Source organism: Citrobacter sp. 506 (genome assembly GCF_050434985.1).
In the GTDB taxonomy this organism is placed as follows: Bacteria; Pseudomonadota; Gammaproteobacteria; order Enterobacterales; family Enterobacteriaceae; genus Citrobacter; species Citrobacter braakii.
Genome location: NZ_JBNDJN010000003.1, coordinates 301,651 through 325,361, shown reverse-complemented (window position 1 = coordinate 325,361; position 23,711 = coordinate 301,651). Strand labels below are relative to the sequence as shown.

The 23,711-nt window shown below is 54.2% G+C and carries 22 protein-coding genes and 1 other annotated feature; of the genes, 6 read left to right on the top strand and 16 right to left on the bottom strand.

All coding sequences use genetic code 11. The annotated features are described in order from the left end of the window. Positions 1–55: 55 nt before the first annotated feature. The 6 genes from thrC to yjjY form a co-directional block, all read right to left on the bottom strand. A complete protein-coding gene (gene thrC / locus ABIE10_RS14530; protein WP_047414490.1) occupies positions 56–1,342 on the bottom strand; it encodes a threonine synthase in 1,287 nt (428 codons plus the stop codon). A 3-nt stretch (positions 1,343–1,345) separates the two neighbouring features. Beyond that, positions 1,346–2,275, bottom strand: a complete 930-nt coding sequence (gene thrB, locus ABIE10_RS14525) for a homoserine kinase (RefSeq protein ID WP_016155645.1) — start codon at positions 2,273–2,275, stop codon at positions 1,346–1,348. A gap of 1 nt (position 2,276) precedes the next feature. Further along, on the bottom strand, positions 2,277–4,739 hold the full coding sequence (gene thrA, locus ABIE10_RS14520) for a bifunctional aspartate kinase/homoserine dehydrogenase I (RefSeq protein ID WP_047500133.1): 2,463 nt from the start codon (positions 4,737–4,739) through the stop codon (positions 2,277–2,279). 23 nt (positions 4,740–4,762) lie between these two features. Then, positions 4,763–4,889: a sequence feature (Thr leader region), on the bottom strand. Further along, positions 4,819–4,884: a thr operon leader peptide gene (gene thrL, locus ABIE10_RS14515; protein ID WP_032337689.1), complete on the bottom strand. Its 66-nt coding sequence runs from the start codon at positions 4,882–4,884 to the stop codon at positions 4,819–4,821. It overlaps the preceding feature by 66 nt. 206 nt (positions 4,890–5,095) lie before the next feature. Continuing rightward, positions 5,096–5,782 carry a tRNA/rRNA methyltransferase gene (locus ABIE10_RS14510; RefSeq protein ID WP_016151625.1) on the bottom strand — a complete coding sequence of 229 codons (687 nt, stop codon included), beginning with the start codon at positions 5,780–5,782 and terminating at the stop codon, positions 5,096–5,098. A gap of 399 nt (positions 5,783–6,181) precedes the next feature. After that, positions 6,182–6,322 carry a protein YjjY gene (gene yjjY, locus ABIE10_RS14505; protein WP_042998021.1) on the bottom strand — a complete coding sequence of 47 codons (141 nt, stop codon included), beginning with the start codon at positions 6,320–6,322 and terminating at the stop codon, positions 6,182–6,184. Between the two features lie 95 nt (positions 6,323–6,417). Between yjjY and arcA the strand changes: the two genes are divergently transcribed. Further along, on the top strand, positions 6,418–7,134 hold the full coding sequence (gene arcA / locus ABIE10_RS14500; protein WP_001194359.1) for a two-component system response regulator ArcA: 717 nt from the start codon (positions 6,418–6,420) through the stop codon (positions 7,132–7,134). Positions 7,135–7,195: 61 nt separating this feature from the next. Here arcA and creD read toward each other — a convergent pair whose 3' ends face one another. The 4 genes from creD to creA are packed head-to-tail and all read right to left on the bottom strand — an operon-like array spanning position 7,196 to position 11,220. Then, the gene (gene creD, locus ABIE10_RS14495) at positions 7,196–8,563 is read right to left on the bottom strand and encodes a cell envelope integrity protein CreD (protein WP_323667698.1); all 1,368 of its coding nucleotides are present in this window, start codon (positions 8,561–8,563) and stop codon (positions 7,196–7,198) included. A 57-nt stretch (positions 8,564–8,620) separates the two neighbouring features. Further along, positions 8,621–10,045, bottom strand: a complete 1,425-nt coding sequence (gene creC / locus ABIE10_RS14490) for a two-component system sensor histidine kinase CreC (RefSeq protein WP_103766853.1) — start codon at positions 10,043–10,045, stop codon at positions 8,621–8,623. Then, complete coding sequence (creB, locus tag ABIE10_RS14485; RefSeq protein WP_047500122.1) at positions 10,045–10,734, bottom strand: two-component system response regulator CreB; 690 nt, start codon at positions 10,732–10,734, stop codon at positions 10,045–10,047. The genes creC and creB overlap by 1 nt, the downstream gene beginning before the upstream one ends. Before the next feature lie 12 nt (positions 10,735–10,746). Beyond that, positions 10,747–11,220 carry a protein CreA gene (gene creA / locus ABIE10_RS14480; RefSeq protein WP_016151621.1) on the bottom strand — a complete coding sequence of 158 codons (474 nt, stop codon included), beginning with the start codon at positions 11,218–11,220 and terminating at the stop codon, positions 10,747–10,749. 211 nt (positions 11,221–11,431) lie between these two features. On the opposite strand from creA, the gene robA reads away from it, so the two are divergent. Next, positions 11,432–12,301: an MDR efflux pump AcrAB transcriptional activator RobA gene (robA, locus tag ABIE10_RS14475; protein WP_016151620.1), complete on the top strand. Its 870-nt coding sequence runs from the start codon at positions 11,432–11,434 to the stop codon at positions 12,299–12,301. Here the strand turns inward: robA and gpmB are convergent. Next, entirely contained in the window at positions 12,298–12,945 is a 648-nt protein-coding gene (gene gpmB, locus ABIE10_RS14470; RefSeq protein WP_016151619.1) for a 2,3-diphosphoglycerate-dependent phosphoglycerate mutase GpmB, read from the bottom strand. The genes robA and gpmB overlap by 4 nt on opposite strands. A 52-nt stretch (positions 12,946–12,997) precedes the next feature. Between gpmB and yjjX the strand changes: the two genes are divergently transcribed. After that, on the top strand, positions 12,998–13,513 hold the full coding sequence (gene yjjX / locus ABIE10_RS14465; protein WP_200046620.1) for an inosine/xanthosine triphosphatase: 516 nt from the start codon (positions 12,998–13,000) through the stop codon (positions 13,511–13,513). Between the two features lie 75 nt (positions 13,514–13,588). Here the strand turns inward: yjjX and trpR are convergent, their stop codons facing one another. Beyond that, complete coding sequence (trpR, locus tag ABIE10_RS14460) at positions 13,589–13,915, bottom strand: trp operon repressor (protein ID WP_019078321.1); 327 nt, start codon at positions 13,913–13,915, stop codon at positions 13,589–13,591. An 89-nt stretch (positions 13,916–14,004) separates the two neighbouring features. Further along, complete coding sequence (gene sltY, locus ABIE10_RS14455; protein ID WP_109017571.1) at positions 14,005–15,942, bottom strand: murein transglycosylase; 1,938 nt, start codon at positions 15,940–15,942, stop codon at positions 14,005–14,007. 409 nt (positions 15,943–16,351) lie between these two features. Here sltY and ettA point away from each other — a divergent pair, with 409 nt between their 5' ends. Then, positions 16,352–18,019 (top strand): energy-dependent translational throttle protein EttA, encoded by a 1,668-nt coding sequence (gene ettA, locus ABIE10_RS14450; RefSeq protein ID WP_003019019.1) that lies wholly within the window; start codon positions 16,352–16,354, stop codon positions 18,017–18,019. Between the two features lie 99 nt (positions 18,020–18,118). Here the strand turns inward: ettA and nadR are convergent, their stop codons facing one another. From nadR to serB, 3 genes are all read right to left on the bottom strand, one after another. Next, positions 18,119–19,348: a multifunctional transcriptional regulator/nicotinamide-nucleotide adenylyltransferase/ribosylnicotinamide kinase NadR gene (gene nadR / locus ABIE10_RS14445; RefSeq protein ID WP_016151614.1), complete on the bottom strand. Its 1,230-nt coding sequence runs from the start codon at positions 19,346–19,348 to the stop codon at positions 18,119–18,121. A gap of 65 nt (positions 19,349–19,413) precedes the next feature. After that, positions 19,414–20,796, bottom strand: a complete 1,383-nt coding sequence (radA, locus tag ABIE10_RS14440) for a DNA repair protein RadA (protein WP_016151613.1) — start codon at positions 20,794–20,796, stop codon at positions 19,414–19,416. 83 nt (positions 20,797–20,879) lie between these two features. Next, positions 20,880–21,848: a phosphoserine phosphatase gene (gene serB / locus ABIE10_RS14435; RefSeq protein WP_429156114.1), complete on the bottom strand. Its 969-nt coding sequence runs from the start codon at positions 21,846–21,848 to the stop codon at positions 20,880–20,882. 115 nt (positions 21,849–21,963) lie between these two features. Here serB and ABIE10_RS14430 point away from each other — a divergent pair, with 115 nt between their 5' ends. Both ABIE10_RS14430 and lplA read left to right on the top strand, forming a co-directional pair. Continuing rightward, positions 21,964–22,605, top strand: a complete 642-nt coding sequence (locus ABIE10_RS14430) for a YtjB family periplasmic protein (protein WP_016155636.1) — start codon at positions 21,964–21,966, stop codon at positions 22,603–22,605. A gap of 20 nt (positions 22,606–22,625) precedes the next feature. Beyond that, the gene (lplA, locus tag ABIE10_RS14425; protein ID WP_016151611.1) at positions 22,626–23,642 is read left to right on the top strand and encodes a lipoate--protein ligase LplA; all 1,017 of its coding nucleotides are present in this window, start codon (positions 22,626–22,628) and stop codon (positions 23,640–23,642) included. The last annotated feature ends 69 nt before the right edge of the window (positions 23,643–23,711 follow it).

Here is a 23,711-nt window from a genome sequence, read left to right as displayed (position 1 = left end):
ATCCGGCCGACAGGTTTTGTAGGCTCGCTAAGCAAAGCGCCAGCGGGCACAACCGTTAACCGCGGGTCATCATCAGCTTGCGCAGTTCAGCAAAATCAGCAGGCAGGTGATGAGAAAGCAGCGGCAGGTCCGCGCGTTCCGCCAGCGCTTTTGGCAGAGCCAGCGTCAGGTCAAGAATCTCTTCAACGCTTTCTTTAAACTTGGCCGGATGCGCAGTGCCGAGGAACAGGCCGTACTCGCCAGGGTTCAGTTGGTCACGCAGCGCACGGTAAGCCACCGCCGCATGCGGTTCTGAGGTGTACCCCATCTCATGCAGCTCACGCATCGTGTCCTGAGTAGTGGCATCGTCAACAGCGGCATAACCCAGCTCATTCAGACGCCAGATTTTACGGCGGAACAGTTCCTCCACCCGCGGCCAGTTATTTGGCTGGCTGACATCCATCGCATTCGACAACGTCGCCTGAGTCGCTTTCGGCGCCCACTCACCTTGTGCAAGAAAGCGTGGAACCGTATCGTTGACGTTGGTCGCCGCGATAAAACGCTTCACCGGCAAGCCCAGTGATTTTGCCAGCAGCCCGGCGGTCAGATCGCCAAAGTTGCCGCTGGGAACGGAAATAACCAGCTGATTACGCGCCTCTTGCGGCAGTTGAGCCACGGCCTCAAAGTAGTAACAGATTTGCGCCAGCAGACGGCTAATGTTGATTGAGTTAGCCGAATTCAGCCCCAAAGCTACCTTCAGCTCTTCGTCATCAAACGCCTGTTTCACCAGCGCCTGACAGGCATCAAAATCGCCATCAATCGCCACGGTTTCAATATTGCCACCCAGTGTACAGAACAGTTTTTCCTGTAATGGGCTAATCTTGCCGTTCGGATAAAGGATCACCACGCGCACATTTTTCAGGCCATAAAAGGCATGTGCGACTGCCGCACCAGTGTCTCCAGAGGTCGCCGTCAGAATGGTGACCGGTTTGTCGCCGCTGATATGCGTCAGCATCTGCGCCATAAAGCGCCCGCCAAAGTCTTTAAATGCAAGCGTTGGGCCGTGGAACAGCTCCAGACAGCCGATATCCACGGCAACCTGAGCAACCGGTGCCGGGAAGGCAAACGCCGCACGCACGCGCTGTTCCAGAATCTCCTGTGGGATTTCATCACCGATAAATGCGGAAAGGATCTTCGCGCTGCGGCTAACGAAATCCTGGTTCAACATCTCATCGACTTCTGACAGATTGAATTCCGGCAAATCGTGCGGAAAAAACAATCCCTGATTCTTGCCAAGCCCTTGCGTGACGGCCTGTGCAAAGCTGACCTGTTCGTTATGATCTTTCAGATTATACAGTTTCATTGATTATCCCAGTACCCGTGCGCCCGCCGTGTCCAACCGGCAAATATGAACAAAGCCTTCCTGATTTTGCAGATAATTTTTACCCAGCCAGTCTGCTACACGCTGCGCCGTATCCGGCTTGTCGCACAAAGCGAACAGCGTCGGCCCCGAACCGGAGATTCCGCTGGCCAGCGCCCCGATTTCCGCTACCGCCTGACGCGCCTGGCTAAAGCCTGGCAGCAGGCGGGTACGGTACGGCTCAGCAATGACATCTTTCATCAGCTTCGCGGCAAGCCCTGGCTGACGGGAATAGCAGGCATGGATAAACCCAGCCAGATGCCGCCCGTGGGCGATACAATCCTGGCGGCGATACTGCGCAGGTAAAATCGCCCGCGCTTCTGCCGTCGACACTTTAATCCCCGGATACGCAAGTACCCACAGCCACTCATCAAAGCCTGGCACCTGCTGGCTGATAATGCCGTTTTCTTCGATCATTAACTGCATACCGCCCAAAAAGCACGGGGCGACGTTATCGTAATGAATACTGCCGGAGATACGCCCTTCCAGCTCACCCATTATCGCCAACAGGCGCGTATCGTTGAGCGGTTTACCACAATGCTCGTTCATGGCGACCAGCGCCGCCACAACGGAACACGCGCTGGAGCCTAACCCGGAACCAATCGGCATATTTTTTTCCAGCGTCATCGCCACCGGAACGCTTTTACCCAGCTCCTGACAGAATCGCTCCCAGCACTGGTAGACAATATTTTCTCGCGGCTCAGGCGGCAGCTTATTGGCAAAGCGACCGAGGTTGTTGAGGCTGAAATGGTCAGCCGCCTCAACGGATACCACATCGCCTAACAGCGAACCGTCCACCGGGGTTACCGCCGCTCCGAGCACATCAAACCCGACGCTCATATTGGCGCTGGAAGCCGGGGCATAAACTCTCACCATGTCAGACTCCTAACTTCCATGAAAGGGTACGTAGCAGGTCGGCAAATACGCCCGCCGCCGTCACGTCGTTACCCGCGCCGTATCCGCGCAGAACCAACGGTAGCGGCTGATAATAGTGGCTGTAAAACGCCAACGCGTTTTCACCGTTTTTCACTTTGAACAGCGGATCGTTGCCGTCTACGGCCTCTATTTTCACGCGACAGACGCCATCCTCTTCAATATTGCCAACATAGCGTAATACTTTCCCCTCATCACGGGCTTTCGCCACACGCGCGGCAAAGGCGTCATCCAGCTGCGACAATTTCGCCATAAACGCGGAAACATCACCGGAATCATCAAACTCTTTTGGCAGGACCGGCTCAATAACAATGTCAGAAAGCTCCAGCTCACGACCGGTTTCACGGGCCAGGATCAACAGCTTACGCGCCACGTCCGTACCGGATAGATCGTCACGCGGATCGGGTTCGGTATAGCCCAGCTCACGCGCCATGGTGGTGGCCTCGGAGAAGCTCATGCCTTCATCCAGCTTGCCGAAAATAAACGACAGCGAACCAGAAAGAATGCCGGAGAAACGTTGCAGTTCATCGCCCGCGCTGAGCAGATTTTGCAGGTTCTCAATTACCGGCAAGCCCGCGCCTACGTTGGTGTCGTACAGGAATTTACGACGAGACTTCGCCGCTGCAAAACGCAACTGATGGTAGTAATCCATCGACGACGTGTTGGCCTTTTTGTTCGGCGTGACCACATGGAAGCCTTCGCGCAGGAAATCCGCATACTGATCCGCGACCGCCTGACTTGACGTACAGTCGACAATCACCGGATTGAGCAGATGATATTCTTTCACCAGACGAATTAAGCGCCCCAGGTTGAAAGGCTCTTTCGCGCTTTCCAGCTCCGACTGCCAGTTTTCCAGATTCAGACCATGGACGTTGGTCAGCAGGGCCTTCGAGTTCGCCACACCACACACGCGCAAATCGATATGCTTCTTTTTAAGCCAGGTTTGCTGACGTTTAAGCTGCTCCAGCAGCGCACCGCCCACGCCGCCAACGCCAATGACAAATACTTCAATCACCTGGTCGGTGTTGAACAGCATCTGATGGGTCACACGCACGCCAGTGGTCGCGTCGTCGTTATTCACCACTACCGAAATGGAACGCTCAGACGAGCCCTGGGCGATTGCCACGATATTGATGTTCGCGCGAGCCAGCGCGGCAAAAAATTTCGCCGAGATGCCACGCAACGTGCGCATACCATCGCCAACGACCGAGATGATCGCCAGACGCTCAGTCACCGCCAGCGGCTCCAGCAAGCCTTCTTTCAGCTCGAGATAGAATTCATCCTGCATGGCGCGTTGCGCACGCGCGCAGTCGCCCTGCGGGACGCAGAAGCTGATGCTGTATTCAGAAGAGGATTGGGTGATCAGCACCACCGAGATGCCCGCGCGCGACATCACGGCAAAAACACGCGCCGCCATCCCCACCATGCCTTTCATCCCAGGGCCGGAGACGCTAAACATCGCCATGTTATTGAGGTTAGAAATCCCTTTTACCGGCAAATCGTCATCATCACTGCTGGCACCGATAAGCGTGCCGGGCGCTTGTGGATTGCCGGTATTTTTAATCAGGCACGGGATCTGGAACTGGGCAATAGGGGTAATGGTGCGCGGGTGCAGCACTTTAGCGCCGAAGTAAGAAAGCTCCATCGCTTCCTGATAAGACATCGACTTCAGCAGTCGGGCGTCGGGTACCTGGCGCGGATCGCAGGTATATACGCCATCGACATCGGTCCAGATCTCACAACAATCGGCGCGCAAACAGGCGGCCAGTACGGCGGCAGAGTAGTCAGAGCCATTACGCCCCAGCACCACTAACTCTCCTTTCTCATTCCCGGCGGTAAATCCTGCCATCAGAACCATATGGTCCGCAGGAATACGGCTGGCGGCAATGCGGCGCGTAGATTCGGCGATATCAACGGTAGATTCGAGGTAATGGCCTACCGCCAGCAATTTCTCTACCGGGTCGATGACCGTCACGTTGTGCCCGCGCGCTTCCAGCAGGCCAGCCATGATGGCGATCGACATTTTTTCACCACGGCAAATAAGCGCAGCATTGATGCTGTCCGGGCACTGACCCAGCAGGCTGATACCGTGCAGGACGTGCTTAATCTGTGCAAACTCTTGTTCAACAAAGGCTTTGAGCGGAGCCTGCGGGAAACCCGGTTGCGCGGCGGCAAGACCCACCAACAGCTCAGAGAAAATGCGTTCGGCGTCGCTGATATTGGCTAAAGCATCCTGACCACCGATGGTCTTCTCAATCATCGCCACCAGATGGTTGGTAATTTTTGCGGGGGCAGAAAGAACGGTCGCGACCTGCCCCTGTCTGGCATTGCTTTCCAGAATATCGGCAACCCGCAGAAAGCGCTCTGCATTTGCCACTGATGTACCGCCGAACTTCAACACTCGCATGGTTTACCTCATTGCCTTTGGTCGAAAAAAAAGCCCGCACTGTTTAGGTGCGGGCTTTTTCTTGTGTTTCCTGTACGCGTCAGCCCGCACCGTTACCTGTGGTAATGGTGATGGTTGTGGTAATGGTGATGCTGATGCGTTTCATGATGTTGTGTGCTCTGTAATTATTTATTATCTGTCCTGTATTCTTTTAGGGTTAAAGTATCTGCTGATCTAAGTCAATAAATTTTTAAATTGGTCACATTCCGAAACTTGTTCACGAGCGACTGCTTGCCCTTTTAGTTTCGACCAATACAGTATGTCACCCCTACTTGAATCCAGAGCAAAACACCACACAACAAATGCAGGTCGATATTTTATTTCGTGATGCTTTTTTCTATATCATGTAAAAAACGGTGCAACATTGCCGTATCTCGCTGCCCTAACAGACCCATTCGCTGTTGCAGCCAGTCCGTCAACTTGATGTCGTCAGAAACGTTCAGCGTGGCTAATAAACGCAAAACGCGCGCGCGCAATGCCTGTAGCTGAAGCTCATCCGTCACCTCAATGTTTTTGACGGGTTGTTGTATTAAACCTGCTAATTGATAGCAATACACCATCACCGCCTGCCCCAAATTGAGTGAAGGATAGTCAGCCACCATAGGTACACCGGTGAGTACATCCGCCAGGGCCAATTCTTCGTTGGTCAGCCCTGAATCTTCACGACCAAAAACCAGCGCGGCGTGATCCATCCACGTTGATTTTTCCTGCAGCAGAGGAACCAGTTCGACCGGGGTAGCGTAGTAATGGAACTTCGCCCGACTACGCGCAGTGGTCGCGACGGTAAAATCTACGTCGTACAGCGCCTCCGCCAACGTTGAAAAAACGCTAATATTATCAATAATATCGCCAGAACCATGCGCGACCCATCGCGTGGCGGGTTCCAGGTGGGCTTCGCTGTCAACGATGCGTAATTGGGTGAACCCCATAGTCTTCATAGCGCGGGCAGCCGCACCAATATTTTCCGCTCTGGCGGGGGCAACCAGAATAATTGTTAAACGCATTTCGATACTCTTTTTGGCCAGTCTGCAAGGAAAAATGTGACGTGCTTCAACATATTACGCAGTGCGAATTTACATATTTTTAACAGAAATCACTGAAAAAGCATTTCGCATCCATTAAAAAATGCTAAACTATTTCCCGGGTGTACTATTGCTTTTTATGTTAACAAAAGTTGCATATCCCTCTGTTTATCCATGATAATTTAATTTAAAATGGATCGCACCGGTTGGATTCATTACATTTATTAATTTGCTCGTGCAACTAGTTGTAATATTGCAATTTTGTGATGAAAGCAAACATTTGGATACGTTGATTTCATCAAACTGTTAACGTGCTACAATTGAACTTGATATATGTCAACGAAGCGTAGTTTTATTGGGTGTCCGGCATGTCTTAGCCTGTTATGTTGCTGTTAAAATGGTTAGGATGACAGCCGTTTTTGACACTGTCGGGTCCAGAGGGAAACTACCCACGACCAAGCTAATGATGTTGTTGACGTTGATGGAAAGTGCATCAAGAACGCAATTACGTACTTTAGTCATGTTACGCCGATCATGTTAATTTACGGCATGCATCAGGCAGGTCAGGGACTTTTGTACTTCCTGTTTCGATTTAGTTGGCAATTTAGGTAGCAAACATGCAGACCCCGCACATTCTTATCGTTGAAGACGAGTTAGTAACACGCAACACGTTGAAAAGCATTTTCGAAGCAGAAGGCTATGATGTATTCGAAGCGACAGATGGCGCGGAAATGCATCAGATTCTCTCTGAATATGATATCAACCTTGTGATTATGGATATCAATCTGCCTGGGAAAAATGGCCTGCTGTTAGCACGCGAACTTCGCGAACAAGCTAACGTTGCGCTGATGTTCCTGACGGGCCGTGATAACGAAGTCGATAAAATTCTCGGCCTCGAAATCGGCGCAGACGATTACATCACCAAGCCGTTTAACCCGCGCGAACTGACTATCCGTGCTCGTAACCTGCTGTCCCGTACCATGAACCTGGGTACTGTCAGCGAAGAACGCCGTAGCGTCGAAAGCTACAAGTTCAATGGCTGGGAGCTGGACATCAACAGCCGCTCTCTGATTGGTCCTGACGGTGAGCAGTATAAACTGCCACGCAGCGAATTCCGCGCCATGCTTCACTTCTGTGAGAATCCGGGCAAAATCCAGTCTCGCGCAGAACTGTTGAAAAAAATGACCGGTCGCGAACTGAAGCCGCATGACCGTACCGTTGACGTGACGATCCGCCGCATTCGTAAGCATTTCGAATCAACGCCGGATACGCCAGAAATCATCGCCACCATTCACGGTGAAGGCTACCGTTTCTGCGGCGACCTGCAGGATTAATTCAATCCTCACTGGTATAAAAACGGCGCTTTATGCGCCGTTTTTCATTTCCCCTACTGCCCTATTTCCACAAGCGAAATTCGTCGCTCTGCGCAGGCTGAAGCTCTGGAAGTTCTGTAGATTTTGGCTTTGTTTTTGGCTGTGCCAGCGAGTGCCAGTCAAGATGACGCGTCAGGAACATGACCCCACACAGCGCGAACAACAGCACGCCGGTTCCCAGCAGTAAAGAGCTATCCTGTGAACGTAGCAGCACCCACATCACACCATCCAACCCCAGCAGCGCCACGGTGAACAAAATACTGTTCCGCCAGCCCTGCAATATCGCCTGCAGATACACACCGTTCATCAACGCCCCCACCAGACTTGCCGTTATCCACGCCGCCGTAAAACCGATGTGTTCTGACAGTGCCAGCAGCAGCAGATAAAACATTACCAGCGATAGCCCCACCAGCAGATACTGCATCGGGTGCAGGCGCAGATTGGTCATACTTTCAAGTACGAAGAAAGACATAAAGGTCAGCACAATCAGTAGGATGGCATACTTTGTTGCCCTGTCCGTTAACTGATACTGATCTGCAGGCGTGGCGACGGCGACGCTAAACGCTGGCATGCCCTGCCAACCAATCTTTTCGTCGTTAAAGCGCTCGCCGAGGTTGTTCGCAAACCAGCTGCTTTGCCACTGAGCCTTGAATCCTGATTCGCTAATTTCGCGCTTAGCCGGGAGAAAGTCCCCAAGAAAGTTGGGATGTGGCCAGTTGCTGGTTAAGGTCATTTCACTGTTACGTCCAACCGGAACGACGGAGAAATCGCCGGTTCCGCTCAAATTAAGCGACAACGCCATGCTCAGATTTTGCTCAGCCCAGCTCGCATCGGGTAGCGGAATGTGGATCCCCTGCGCACGTCCATCCAGCCCCGTCCCAGGCTCAACGGCCAGCGACGTTCCATTGACCTGCGGCGCTTTTACCACGCCAATCCCACGCGCGTCCCCCACGCCAACCACAATAAACGGTTTGCCGATGCTGATATTTGGATGATTTAAATCACTCAACCGTTCGGCGTTAAACTCAGCCTTCACCGAAACATCATTGTGCCAGACCTGGCCCTCATAAATACCGATTTTACGCGCTTCAACGTTCTGATTCCCCTCAACTACCAACGATTCCGGCAGCCAGAAATGGATATAGCTACGCTTACGCTGGATTTCTTTGCCATCCTCCAGTGAGGTGTAAAGTTCCGTTACCGGAATGGCTATCAGCGGTCCTACCATCTTTTGCGGCCCGCTGGTGCTCTGTCGGATAGCATCTTCGACTTCATCGCGGTAATCCGATCGCTCCACGATGATCTGCCTGACCATCGTCAGCGGGATTAACAGCAGCAGTATTGCGCCACCTAAGGTGACTATTTTCCAAAACAGGGGTGATTTAAACATAGCGTTCTCCTTTGCAATATCAGCAAGGTAGAACAGCTATGTGCGGAGAATTTGAAGTTATGTGAAGTGAGCGTGAAGCGTAAACGAGGCCTGTGCGCCGCCTTGTGGTCGGTTGCACAATGTCACCGTCCCCTCGTGCAGTCGCGCAACCTCACTGACAAACGCCAGCCCTAAACCGCTGCTCTTATGCCCATTTTCACGGGGCAGCGAATAGAAACGCTCAAAAATACGCGGCAACGCGAAGTCGGGGATCCCGCTGCCGCTGTCGATTATCTGCAACGTGACCAGTTCATCCTGCTGATGCGCGCTCAGCGTAATCGTCCCGTCCTGTGGCGTGAAGTCGATAGCGTTGTCGAGCAAATTCCCCACTGCCTGCTCCAGTAACGCAGGATCGGCGGCGACGCTAAGCGATGAAGGCATAATGGTAAGCGTGATGTTTTTTGCCGCCAGTTGCACGCTACGCGCCTCTTTGAGCTGAGCAAACAGCGCATCTACCGCCACTGCCGTCAACGTAATGTCCTGTCGATTCTCCAGTCGCGCCTGGCGTAACAGGGTTTCGACCAGCGCCTGCATACGCGTATTTTGCGTCAGAATATTATCAGTAAAGCGCGCAACCACGTTCGGCGGCGGACCTTCGCGCAAAATCTCAGCCGCGCCGCGAATGGCCGCCAGCGGACTTTTCAGTTCATGCGTTAATGCATAAACATACTGCTCAATGTAGTTTTTGCCCTCCAGCTTCAGTCGCATACTTTCCAGCGCCTGCGCCAGTTTACGTAGCTCGCTGCTGCCTAAATCAGGCAGTGGGACGGGGCGATTCTCGGTAACGGAGTCGGCATAGCGCGCCAGCCGGGCGATGGAGCGGTTTATCCACCATACCATCCCGATGCCAATCACTAAGGCAATGCCCAGCAATACGGCGCTGGCCCACAGCATCCGCCGTTCACTGCGTTTAATCACTGGCGCCATCGCCGCGTTCGGTTTACCGACACTAAGCACTCCGATAATACGTCCGCCGTCTACGATCGGCGCGGCCACGTACATCACTGAACTTTCCGGATCGTTCGGGTTTTGCGGCGTACTGCGGGCGCCATATTGCCCACGCAAGGTTAACCACACGTCGTTCCAGCGAGAATAGTCCTGACCGACAACCTGGTTTGCGGAATCAAACAACACTTTACCCTGCGCGTCCGTCATGTAGACATGGTATTCATTACGGACTTTGTTAATGCCGCTGATATTGGCGCTGAATGGGCGGTTATGCAGTTGCGAAAATGCCTGCGCCAGCTTGCCGTTGGCGGGAGAGTCAGAGAGCAAGTCATCGCGCGCCAGCGCAGCCAGCAGCGTGGCGGTATCAATCAAAGTGCCTTCGGTCGCCCGGCGGACGCCTGGTTTAATTTCCTGCACAAAGATCGACAAAACGAACCAGGCGGCGACGGCAACAATCAGAAAATAGCCGAGCAACAAACGCATGCCAATGCGCATCAGACGCTCCTCAGGCTATATCCCATACCGCGATGCGTATTGATGGGGGAAAGCTCAGGGTTGATAGCCCGCAGCTTGGCGCGCAGCGTTTTAATGTGGGTATCGACCGTTCTGTCAAAGGTGTCCTGTGCATCGGCCCAGACTAAATCCATCAACTGCTGGCGTGAGTAAATGCGCCCCGGCGACAACAGCAGCGTTTTCAGCAACAGAAATTCATAGCGCGTCAGGTTTAACGGCTTGCCGAACCAGGTAATCTGCGCGGCCAGCTCATTAAGCTCAAAATCGCCGCAGCGCGTCGTCGATGAAGGAGCAGAGAATTTCTGCACCCGCCGCAGCAACGTACGCACGCGGGCGCACACCTCGCGCGGTGAGAAAGGCTTGGCAACATAGTCATCCGCGCCAATTTCCAGCCCCAGCAGGCGATCCACCTCATCGCTACGCGCGGTCAGAAACAGGATCGGCAACGCTGGATGCCGCTCCAGCAGGCGTCGACACAGTTCAAAACCGCTGATATCCGGTAGTCCGACATCCAGAACGATCGCATCAGGACAACGCTGGCGAGATTTCTCCAGCGCAGGTAACCCACGCTCAAACGCTTCCACGCTAAAACCTTCCTGCTGCAGCATGTAGATGAGCGTATCGGCAATGCCCTGCTCATCCTCAACCAACCAGATCAACGGTTGTTGCATTTTGCTTCCTTGTTATTCCCGCCACGGCATGATGGGCACCGCGCTGATGGCATTTTTTGGCGATCCATCGACCACTTTATCTGAATAGGCCAGATAGGCCAGTGCATTACGTTTCGCGTCGTAAAAACGCACGACCTGTAAGGATTTAAACACCAGCGAGGTACGTTTTTTAAATACCACTTCGCCCTGCGCTTTGCCGTTCTTGATTCTGTCGCTCAGTTCTACCGGCCCCACCTGCTGACAGGAAATGGCGGCATCGGAGGTATCTTCCGCCAGCCCCAGCCCACCTTTGATGCCGCCGGTCTTCGCCCGGCTCACGTAGCAGGTCACGTTGGTAACATCAGGATCGTCAAACGCTTCGACCACAATTTTATGATCCGGCCCAAACATTTTGAACACCGTATCGACAGATCCAATCTGCTCCGCATGGGCGACCTGCGCCAACATCAGCAGAATTGAGGAAATGATTAAGCTCTTATATTTCATATTGTTACCATTTTTAAAAGTTACTCTGTGTAATTATTCGACATTCTAAGATAAAACGTATACAGATCACAGGATTACAATAATCACGCTTTCGAATGATCGAAAAAAGCATTTATGAGCAAAAAAAACACTGAATGCTAAAACAGCAAAAAATGCTATTATCCTCATACCTGACGTCAGGTACTCGTTGTTGAAAGGATGAGGATATTTTATGGATCAGGCTGGCATTATTCGCGACCTATTAATCTGGCTGGAAGGTCATCTGGATCAGCCTTTGTCGCTTGACAATGTGGCGGCAAAAGCAGGCTATTCCAAGTGGCACCTGCAGAGAATGTTTAAGGACGTGACGGGCCATGCTATTGGCGCCTATATCCGCGCCCGTCGTTTATCGAAATCCGCAGTGGCGCTGCGCCTGACTGCACGCCCAATTCTGGATATTGCGCTGCAATATCGCTTTGACTCTCAACAAACCTTTACCCGCGCGTTCAAGAAACAGTTTTCCCAGACGCCTGCGCTGTATCGCCGTTCGCCGGAATGGAGCGCGTTTGGTATTCGCCCGCCTATGCGACTGGGTGAATTTGCCATGCCTGCGCACGAGTTTGTCACGCTGGAAGATACGCAACTGCTTGGCACCACGCAAAGCTATTCCTGCTCGCTGGAGCAGATTTCAGATTTCCGTCATGAAATGCGAATTCAGTTCTGGCGCGACTTCCTTAGCCAGGCTCCTGCAATCCCACCGGTGCTGTACGGGCTGAACGAAACGCGTCCGAGCCTCGAAAAAGATGATGAGCAGGAAGTGTTTTACACCACAGCACTGACGCCGGAACAGGCCAATGGTTATGTGCCGTCGGCACAGCCTATCCTGCTACAGGGCGGCGAGTATGTGATGTTTACCTATGAAGGGCTGGGGACCGGCGTACAGGAGTTTATCCTGACGGTTTATGGCACATGCATGCCAATGCTGAACCTGACGCGCCGTAAAGGGCAGGATATCGAGCGATACTACCCGGCAGAAGATGCCAAAGCGGGAGATCGCCCGATCAACCTGCGCTGCGAATTCCTGATTCCGATTCGCCGCTAGCGCTGCAGTTCGTCTAACGCAGGGGCGTCCAGATGTGAGATGTCCCCTGCCGTTTCAACTACCCATCCCGGCGCCAGCCACAAACTTTCCTGGTAATCGACGCGAGAAATAGAACAGTTGCGCAGACGCAGGCGACGTTCAGCCCATGCCGGTAATCCCAGAATCGTACTCACCAGGCAACCCAGTGCAATACCGTGACTGACCAGCAGCGGACGACTCCCCGGCGGCAACTCCAGACAGGATGCCAGCGCCGCGTGGACGCGATCGCTCAGTTCCTGCATCGATTCCCCTTCAGGAATACGCCCCTCCACCGTACCGTTCACCAACTGGCGACGCCAGCCCTCTTCTTCCGACGTCAGCGTATCGATATGGCGTTGCTCCAGCACGCCCATATTCAGCTCGCGCAAACGTGAGTCATAGGTGATATCACAGCCACAGGCCTGGGCGATGATTTCTGCGGTGCGTCGTGTACGACCTAAATCGCTGCTGATGACATGCGTAATACCAAACGTGCGGGCGCGTTCGCCCACCTGCATGGCTTGCTGTTCACCTTTAGCGGTCAGTGGGCTGTCTGACTGGCCTTGAATACGTCGCTCGGCGTTCCACTGCGTTTCGCCATGGCGAACAAGGTATACCTGTAACATGCTTTTTTTCCGTTATACTGCGATGCGATGAATTTTCAAACTGAGCTTAATTATGCACAAGGTTATCTCTGCGACCACCAATCCTGCCAAAATTCAGGCAATTCTGCGGGCATTTGAAGAGATTTTCGGGGAAGGATCCTGCCATATTGAACCCGTCGCCGTCGAGAGTGGCGTGCCGGAACAACCTTTCGGAAACCAGGAAACGCGCACTGGCGCACGAAATCGCGTTGATAATGCGCGCCGTCTGCACCCGCAGGCTGATTTTTGGGTCGCTATTGAAGCGGGAATTGACGACGATGCGACCTTCAGTTGGGTGGTGATTGATAATGGCGTCCAGCGCGGCGAAGCCCGTTCAGCCACGCTGCCATTGCCGGCTGTCATTCTCGCCAGAGTCCGTCAGGGCGAAGCGCTCGGTCCGGTGATGTCGGACTACACGGGTATTGATGAGATTGGCCGTAAAGAGGGCGCTATCGGCGTCTTTACCGCGGGCAAGCTGACGCGCTCAAGCGTCTACCACCAGGCGGTGATTCTGGCGCTCAGCCCGTTTCATAACGCAGTGTATTTATAGCGTTGTGCCGGATGGCGGCTTCGCCTTATCCGGCCACAACCGCGCCACATAATTAGGCCTGAAAGCGAAGCGCCATCAGGCATTTTTTAGCAGCACCTGCTCCAGCCAATGACGCAGATCCACCGGTGCAGATTTGAGGCTGTTCGACCCCCGTGTAATGGTGGCGATCCCCGCCCCGAGCTCGTTTTTAAGCTCGCGCTGACTCATCTCGCCGCGCAGCAGCTCTTCAATGATACGCACGCGCGTGCCCAGCGCTTCGCGCTCATCCGGCGTTAACATCAAATTGAGCAGGGGCAGGTGTAAGTCTTGTTCATAGGCGTGTTTAAGCAGATCGACAAAACGTAACCACTCCTGGTGACGCTGTTCTGCCATCTCTGCCGAATAGGGTGATTGCTGAGTCATAAGTTATCGCCATCGTTGCGGGGGAAGCGTGCTTGCCTCCCCCTTTTGTACTCTTTAACGAGTACGATAGCATAACACAACCGACACGATCAGTAACGACGTTGCCATTCTGCGTCGCTCATCAACTCCGGTTTATCACCAAGGAAATAGCGATAGTACGCATCGTAAGCCAGCACGTTCTTCACGTAGCCACGCGTCTCAGAGAATGGAATGCTTTCGACAAACGCGACAGCATCGATACGACCCGCGCTATTACCAAGCCAGGTGCGAACGCGCCCCGGTCCGGCGTTATAGGCCGCCGACGCGAAAATGCGATTATTACCGAATTGCTGATAGACATACTGTAAATAGCTGGTACCAATGTTGATGTTGGTATCAGGATCCAGTAGTTGGCTCGGGCTGCTGTAACCTGGAATCGAGAACATTTTCACCGTATGCGTCGCCGTGCCCGGCATAATCTGCATCAGCCCGCTGGCACCAACCGGCGATTTTACTTTCGGGTTCCAGGCGCTTTCCTGACGCGCTATCGCCATCGCATAGCTTGGCGGAATATCCTTGCCGCTGGTGTAGCGTGTAAACAGATCCTTGTAGGCCAGCGGGAAACGCTCTTCCAGATGATCCCACAGCTTACCGGCGATTGTCGCTTGTACGCTCAGATCCCACCAGTGATTGTTGAACGCGTAACGCGCCAGCTGAGCCTGCTCAGACTTCGTGCGACTGGTGACCAGATTCGCCCATTCACTGCGCGCGGTATTGTCCAGGTTCCAGTACATTAGCTCGCGCACACGTGCCATTTCCGGTCCCTGAGTCAGCGCAGAGTCAACGTTTGCCGGAGCTTTATCCACTTTCAGCTCGTACTCTTCACCCAGACGCTGTGCCGCCACCATCGGATAGAAACCGCGCTGCTGCATGAGCTGGTGCAGGATCTCTTTGGCTTCCGCCTCGCGCCCGCGCTCAAGCAGCAGATCCGCCTGCCAGTAACGCCACTCATCTTTCTCTTTTGCTTCCATTGGCAGACGCGCCAGCCAGGTATTCAGACCACGACGATCGCCGGTTCCCAGCGCCATGCGTACACGTCGCTCCACAAGCGAGGTGGAATTCGAGCGCATAATGGCGTCATCGCGCCATTTGGCCTGTTCATCGGTAACGTCATTGCCCATCAGACGCCAGGCGACGATGTCGCGCAGCTCCTGGGTTTGCTCGTCATTCAGCTGTTGCGCCTGCGCCAGAGACGGGATCATCAGGCGGGCGTTTTCCGCGTCCTGACGCGCCACGCTGGAAAAAGCCACCGCCGCCATCTGTCGGGTGAAATCCGTCGCGCCAGTGGTGCGTGCAAAGGTCATCACCGAATTCGGATCGTTGGCCAGCGCGATGATCGCCGAAGCGATAGTTTGGTATTGCGCGGGCATTTGTCCAGCCAACGCCGTGACCAGACCGGTATTCCCGGCTTTCATCGCCAGACGAATACGCTCCAGATACGCCAGCGGATCCTGAGTTCCTGAGGCGCGCCATACGCCAAATAATTTGTCACAGGCGTTGGGCTGGCTTTTCCCGCTCAACCACAGTTCTTTCGCGCCCTGCCAGGCCTCTTCGGTTTGCCCGGTGCTCCATTTCGCAAAGTAATAGTTGCATTGCGCTTCCGTGGTACCCGGTTTTTCTGGGCTGAACGCCAGTAGTCCACGCCAGTCCTCCCGTCGCGCCAGTTCATTCACGAAACGTGATTGCAGAGTACGCGCGGGGGGCAGCGTCGGGTTGGCGCGCACAAAATTGGTAACGGTAATGGTGGGCTGATTCATCAGATCGTCAGTAATCTGACGATATTCCAGATAAGGATACAGAGGATAATTCTTCAGGCCGGGCATCATCTGCTCTACGACATCCATCTGTCGGTTATCCCAGGCCTGTTTAATTTGCGCATAGCGATTGCGCTGCTCATCCAGGGAATCGGCTCGCGCCACTTGACTGACCGTCAGCAGACATACGCTGGCCGCCAGCAGGCGCCAGGTAAATTGATTGGCTTTGTCCACAAGCTCTTCCTCTTCTCATGTTACGTCTGTGCAGCATCATGCCGCTTAATTAGTTCATGCTAACCAGACATTGCAGAATGCGCCACGTCACGGACACTTTTTTACTTTTGTTGCGAGTGAGATCTGCTGGCTGGGATTGGGCAATGAAAAAGGCTACACTTCGCCTTTGATAACTATTTACCAATAATTAGCCCTGAATAATTCAAGTTGCAGCAAGGCGGCGAGGGAGTAAATCCCCTGAGCGTACAAAAGTGCGTGACTGGGGGGAACGACAAATCTGTCAGGAACAGATTTGAACGCTGCGGAGCAGCGGCCCGCAAGGGCGAGGCTCATGGATGAGCCGAGTAACTCACAGCCAACGCATCTGCAGCTTGAAGTATGACGGGATAAATAAAGAGGCGAGTCCAACGTGGCCCAATTTGTTTATACCATGCATCGTGTCGGCAAAGTCGTTCCGCCGAAACGTCATATTCTTAAAAACATCTCACTGAGCTTCTTCCCTGGCGCCAAAATCGGTGTACTTGGTCTGAACGGCGCGGGTAAATCGACCCTGCTGCGCATCATGGCCGGCATTGATACCGATATCGAAGGTGAAGCTCGCCCACAGCCTGGCATTAAAATCGGTTACCTGCCGCAGGAACCGAAACTAAACCCGGAACATACTGTTCGTGAATCCGTGGAAGAAGCGGTTGCCGAAGTGGTTAACGCGCTGAAAGGTCTGGATGAAGTGTACGCAAAGTACGCCGAGCCGGACGCCGACTTCGATAAACTCGCTGCGCAACAGGGCAAGTTTGAAGAGATCATTCAGGCGCACGACGGTCATAACCTGAACGTGCAGCTTGAGCGTGCCGCTGACGCCCTGCGTCTGCCGGACTGGGACGCTAAAATTGAGAACCTCTCTGGTGGTGAACGCCGCCGCGTCGCGCTGTGCCGCCTGCTGCTGGAAAAACCAGACATGCTGCTGCTCGACGAACCGACTAACCACCTGGACGCCGAATCCGTTGCGTGGCTGGAACGCTTCCTGCACGACTTCGAAGGCACCGTGGTGGCGATTACCCACGACCGTTACTTCCTCGACAACGTTGCGGGCTGGATTCTGGAGCTTGACCGCGGCGAAGGTATTCCATGGGAAGGCAACTACTCCTCCTGGCTGGAGCAGAAAGATCAGCGTCTGGCGCAGGAAGCGTCTCAGGAAGCGGCTCGCCGTAAATCCATTGAGAAAGAGCTGGAGTGGGTGCGTCAGGGCGCTAAAGGCCGTCAGTCTAAGGGTAAAGCCCGTCTGGCACGCTTTGAAGAGCTGAACAACACCGAATACCAGAAGCGTAACGAAACCAACGAACTGTTTATCCCACCTGGAGCACGTCTGGGTGATAAAGTCGTTGAAGTCACCAATCTGCGTAAATCCTACGGCGATCGCGTTCTGATTGACGACCTGAGCTTCTCCGTACCGAAAGGCGCCATCGTCGGCATCATCGGTCCGAACGGCGCGGGTAAATCTACCCTGTTCCGTATGATGTCCGGTCAGGAACAGCCAGACAGCGGCACCATCACACTGGGTGAAACCGTCAAGCTGGCTTCCGTTGACCAGTTCCGTGACGCCATGGACAACAGCAAAACCGTGTGGGAAGAAGTTTCCGGCGGGCTGGATATCATGAAGATCGGCAACACCGAGATGCCAAGCCGCGCCTACGTAGGCCGCTTCAACTTTAAAGGTGTTGATCAGGGTAAACGCGTAGGCGAACTCTCCGGCGGTGAGCGCGGTCGTCTGCACCTGGCGAAGCTGCTGCAGGTTGGCGGCAACATGCTGCTGCTTGATGAACCAACCAACGACCTGGATATCGAAACCCTGCGCGCGCTGGAAAACGCCCTGCTGGAGTTCCCGGGCTGCGCGATGGTTATCTCGCACGACCGTTGGTTCCTCGACCGCATCGCAACCCACATTCTGGATTACCAGGATGAAGGTAAGGTTGAATTCTTTGAAGGTAACTTTACCGAATACGAAGAGTACAAGAAACGCACGCTGGGCGCAGATGCGCTGGAGCCGAAGCGTATTAAGTACAAGCGTATTTCCAAGTAATTACCGTTAAGCGCCGGATGGCGGCGTTACGCCTCATCCGGCCTACGAGGTTAGTGCGACTTGTAGGCCGGATAAGCGCAACGCCATCCGGCATTTACGCTATCTCTGCTCGCCCATCAACTCTTTCACCAACTCCACGCAGCGCAGAAATCGACCGTCATAGTCGGGCTCCTGAACGTGCACAAAATTGATATTGTTTTCCTGCAGCATCTCGACCAGCAGCGACTGAAACGCTTTTCTGTCAACTGAACTGCCGAGACTGCGTAAGCCATCCGCCACCCATGGAGTGTTGTTCTCCAGCAGGATCACCAGGTCAAAGCGATACTCGTCAATCAGGGCCTGCACAAACGGGTGTTCACGCCCTTCATACTTTTTGCAGAAGGCCTGAGTGGTAACGAAATCGGTGTCGATAAACGCCACTTTATTGGCATACTTGACAGCAAAATCAATGTATTGGGCTTGTCCCAGGGCGATTTTATCGTAGTCGGAATACTGCAACGCCATCTCATCACCGCCCAAATGGGAGAAGACGTAATCACGCCCATATTCCCACGCACTGGTAGTGTTAAAGATATTGGCGAGCTTGTTCACCAGCGTCGATTTTCCGCTCGACTCTCCGCCGAGGATCGCCACAGTGCGCACGAAAAACGGCTTCACTTCTGTAGGAATATACTCCCAGTAGCGAAACGGGTTCTCACGGATTTGCCCGCCGCTGATGTTCATAAACGTTCGTTTGGGATCCACCAGCACGGTTTCGATCCCCAGATGTTCCAGATACTGCGGGGCATCTGACTCTTCAGAGGTGTAAATCCAGTTAGGCTGGATCCCTTTCTCCTGCATAAACGTTTTGATCCCGTTGCTCCACACATCCCAACCGTGTGGGTACGGCTCCATACCCTCTTCGTTGAAGGCATGAATACGGATATTTTTCTGATACTTAAAGGTTTGCAGCAGCCAGCGTAGACGATCGGGCACCGTGGGCTGTTGCGACATAGCGCTGTCTTCAAACAGACTGCGATCGCGCGTGTCGTCATACCCCATGATGATATGCAGTTCATCGACCTGACTACACGCGCGCTGGATAAGATAGATATGGCCGGTATGCAGCGGATAAAACTTACCGAATACCACACCGATATTCTTCTGCTGGCGCGGAAACTCCAGCCCGAGAAACCGGTGCAACGCCTCCAGCTTTTGCGCGCTGGGGCTTTTAATTTTGGCATTCAGCAGTTGACTTAAATATCCCTTGGTCATGCCACTGGCATCTGCCACCTGTTGCAGGGTACAGCCCTTTTGCTTAATGGCAGTTTTCAGATAATCAAATGACACAAGAGCCTCCTGCTGTAAAAATAAACGTAATACCCAATACCGCCGGAAAGACGACGGGTATTTTATTATAGGTCGTCAAACACGCTTAAAGCATCCGTAAGCTTCTTAACGCCAAAGACCTGCATCCCTTCCGGCACTTTTTTCGGCACGTTGGCGGCAGGAACAATCGCCCGACGAAAGCCGTGCTTCGCCGCTTCGGAAATACGCTCCTGGCCGCTGGGTACCGGACGAATTTCGCCCGCCAGTCCCACTTCGCCAAAGACCACTAAGTCCTGCGGCAGCGGTCGGTCGCGCAGGCTGGAAACCATTGCCAGTAGCAGTGCCAGATCGGCGCTGGTTTCGGTAACCTTCACGCCGCCGACCACGTTGACGAACACGTCCTGATCCGCCATCTGCAAGCCGCCGTGACGATGCAGCACGGCCAGCAGAATCGCCAGACGGTTCTGCTCCAGGCCGACCGCAACACGACGCGGATTCGCCATCATCGAATGGTCGACCAGCGCCTGAATCTCCACCAGCAACGGGCGCGTGCCTTCCCAGACCACCATAACCGAACTGCCGGAGGTGACTTCATCGCCACGGCTTAAGAAGATAGCGGAAGGGTTGCTAACTTCACGCAGCCCCTGTTCGGTCATGGCAAAGACGCCCAGCTCATTCACCGCGCCAAAGCGGTTTTTATGGCTACGCAGAGTACGAAAACGAGAATCGGCATCGCCGTCGAGCAGCACCGAGCAGTCAATACAGTGCTCCAGCACCTTTGGACCGGCCAGCGAGCCGTCTTTGGTGACGTGGCCGACCATGACAATCGCCACGCCGCGCGTTTTGGCAAAGCGGGTCAGGTAAGCCGCGGTTTCGCGCACCTGTGCCACGCTGCCCGGCGAAGACTGAATGTCCGCCATGTGCATCACCTGAATGGAGTCGATAACCATCAACCTCGGCTGTTCTTCTTCGGCAATCAGGCAAATTTGTTCGATACTGGTTTCCGACAGCATGTTCAGATTCGCCGTCGGCAGACCGAGTCGATGCGCGCGCATCGCCACCTGTTGCAAGGACTCTTCGCCGGTGACGTACAGGGTTTTCATCTGCTCAGCGAGCTTGCACAGCGTTTGCAGCAGCAGCGTTGATTTCCCTGCGCCGGGGTTACCGCCAATCAGGATGGCGCTGCCGGGCACCACACCGCCGCCCAGCACGCGGTCAAACTCTTTAAATCCGGTGGAAAAACGCGGCAACTCTTCAAGGCTGATATCAGACAGCTTCTGCACTTTTGCGATGCCCGCATTCCCGGCATAGCCGCTGAGCCGCTCGTTACGCGCCACCGTTGGTGACGCAGCAAGGCGTACCTCGGTAATGGTGTTCCAGGCCTGACAGGCGCTGCATTGCCCTTGCCAGCGCGGGTAATCGGCCCCGCATTCGTTACAAACAAAGGCGCGTTTTGGAGCTTTGGCCACGTTTTACCTCTTTCGTTAGCGCGTTTACCGGACAGCGTGGGCGCTTATCCGGCCTACGGTCACTTTGCCATCAGGCAATTAAATCATTTCTGGTTCATGCTGCCAGAGAGAATGCAGAACACGCCCATCAGGTCAGCGTGACGGATCGTAATCTCCGCCTTTTCATTCACTTTGGGTTTGGCATGATACGCTATACCCAGTCCAGCCGTTTTAATCATCGGCAGATCGTTGGCGCCATCGCCGATCGCCACCGTCTGCGCCATCGGGATCTCATACTCCTGCGCCAGGCGGGTCAGGGTGTTGGCTTTGTACTGCGCATCGACGATATCGCCGATCACGTTGCCGGTGAATTTACCGTCCATGATCTCCAGCTCGTTTGCCACAGCCGCCGTCAGACGTAGTTTGTTACGCAGATAATCGGCAAAGAAGGTAAAACCGCCGGAGGCAATTGCCACTTTCCAGCCGAGCGTTTCCAGTTTTAACACCAGCTGAGTCAGGCCAGGCATCAGTGGTAGCGTTTCGCGCACCTGGTGCAAAATATTGGCATCAGCGCCCTTCAACGTCGCCACGCGGCTGCGCAAGCTGGCGGTAAAGTCCAGCTCGCCGCGCATCGCGCGTTCGGTGACTTCGGCAACCATTTCGCCGGTTCCCGCCAGTTTGGCAATTTCATCGATACACTCGATCTGGATAGCCGTTGAATCCATGTCCATCACCAGCAAACCCGGCGTGCGCAAATGCGGAATTTTACCCAGTGGCGCAACATCCAGTTTGGCATCATGCGCCAGTTTTGCCGCACGCGGCGTTAACGAGCCCGCCAGACGAATCACCTGATAATCCTCAACGCACCACGCCGCCACGATCACCATCGCCGCACCCAGTTTGCTCTGGTATTGCGTTAACCGTTGTTTATCCAGCCCACGACCGTACAGCAGCCAGCCACTGCGGCCCGCGTGGTAATCCAGCGGCATGACTTCATCACCGCTTAAAGAGAGAGGCAGACCTGGCCACAGAGAAACATCTTCAGGTAGATCGCACCAGGTAATGTTAGGCATTAAAGCTCCTGTAAAATCGTTCGGGTCGGAATCATCAGGGGAAAATAACGCATGAGGCTACCCTGTAACCAGCGCTTCTGGCAACATTAAGTCTCAAATTTTCAGCAGGTGGAATATGGCTCGCACAAAACTGAAATTCCGACTTCATCGTGCAGTGATTGTATTGTCCTGCCTTGCGCTGCTCGTTGCTCTGATGCAGGGCGCGTCCTGGTTTAGTCAAAGCCACCAACAGCAGCGTAATCCGCAGCTCGAAGAGCTGGCGCGCACGCTGGCTCGCCAGGTCTCCTTGAACGTCGCCCCGCTGATGCGTACCGAAACGCCGGATGAAAAACGCATTAAAGCGGTACTCTCGCAGCTCACGGAAAGTAGCCGTATTCTGGATGCGGGCGTCTACGATGAAAAGGGAGACCTGATTACACGCACCGGTGAGAGCGTCAACGTTCGAGACCGACTGGCGTTGGACGGCAAAAAAGCCGGGGGCTATTTTAACCAGCAGATTGTCGAGCCCATTCAGGGAAGAAATGGTCCGCTGGGCTATCTACGCCTGACGCTGGATACCCACACGCTCGCCACCGAAGCCAAGCAGGTGGATAACACCACCAACATCTTACGCCTAATGCTGCTTCTGTCACTGGCAATTGGCGTGGTGCTCACCCGTACCTTATTGCAAGGCAAGCGCACCCGCTGGCAGCAATCCCCTTTCCTGCTGACCGCCAACAAACCGGTACAGGAAGAAGACAACGAGAAGAAAGAGTAATAACAGAAAGGAAATCGACCATGACGACACTACGCCTGCTTATCTCAGACTCTTACGATCCGTGGTTTAACCTCGCGGTCGAAGAGTGCATTTTTCGCCAGATGCCCGCCACGCAGCGCGTCCTGTTCTTGTGGCGTAACGCCGATACGGTGGTGATTGGCCGGGCGCAAAACCCGTGGAAAGAGTGTAATACCCGCCGTATGGAAGAAGACAACGTGCGGCTCGCCCGTCGCAGCAGCGGCGGCGGCGCGGTGTTCCATGACTTAGGCAATACCTGCTTTACCTTTATGGCCGGTAAACCGGAGTACGACAAAACCATCTCTACCGCTATTGTCCTCCATGCCCTGAACGCGCTGGGCGTAGACGCCGACGCCTCCGGGCGTAACGATCTGGTCGTGAAAACGCCAGACGGCGATCGCAAAGTTTCCGGCTCTGCTTATCGGGAAACGAAAGACCGCGGATTCCACCACGGCACGCTGTTGTTGAACGCCGATCTCAGCCGCCTGGCAAACTATCTCAATCCGGATAAAAAGAAACTCGCCGCCAAAGGCATCACCTCGGTTCGCTCACGCGTAGCGAATCTAACGGAGCTGTTGCCGGGCATCACCCATCAACAGGTCTGTCAGGCCATCACGGAAGCCTTTTTTGCCCACTACGGCGAACGTGTCGAAGCGGAAATTATCTCGCCGGACAAAACCCCGGATCTGCCGAACTTTGCCGAAACCTTTGCCCGTCAGAGCAGTTGGGAGTGGAATTTTGGTCAGGCGCCTGCGTTCTCGCACCTTCTGGACGAGCGTTTCACCTGGGGCGGCGTTGAGCTGCATTTCGACGTGGAAAAAGGTCATATCACCCGTACGCAGGTCTTTACCGACAGCCTCAATCCCGCGCCGTTAGAAGCGCTGGCGGGTCGTCTGCAGGGGTGTTTGTACCGTGCGGATATGCTGCAACAGGAGTGCGAAGCGCTGCTGGTTGATTTCCCACAGCAGGAGAAAGAGTTACGCGAGCTGTCAGCGTGGATTGCCAGTGCAGTGAGCTAAACGCTGGCCTGAAAATGCCGGATGGCGGTCCGGCATACATCGATTGTAGCCCGGTAAGCGCAGCGCTAC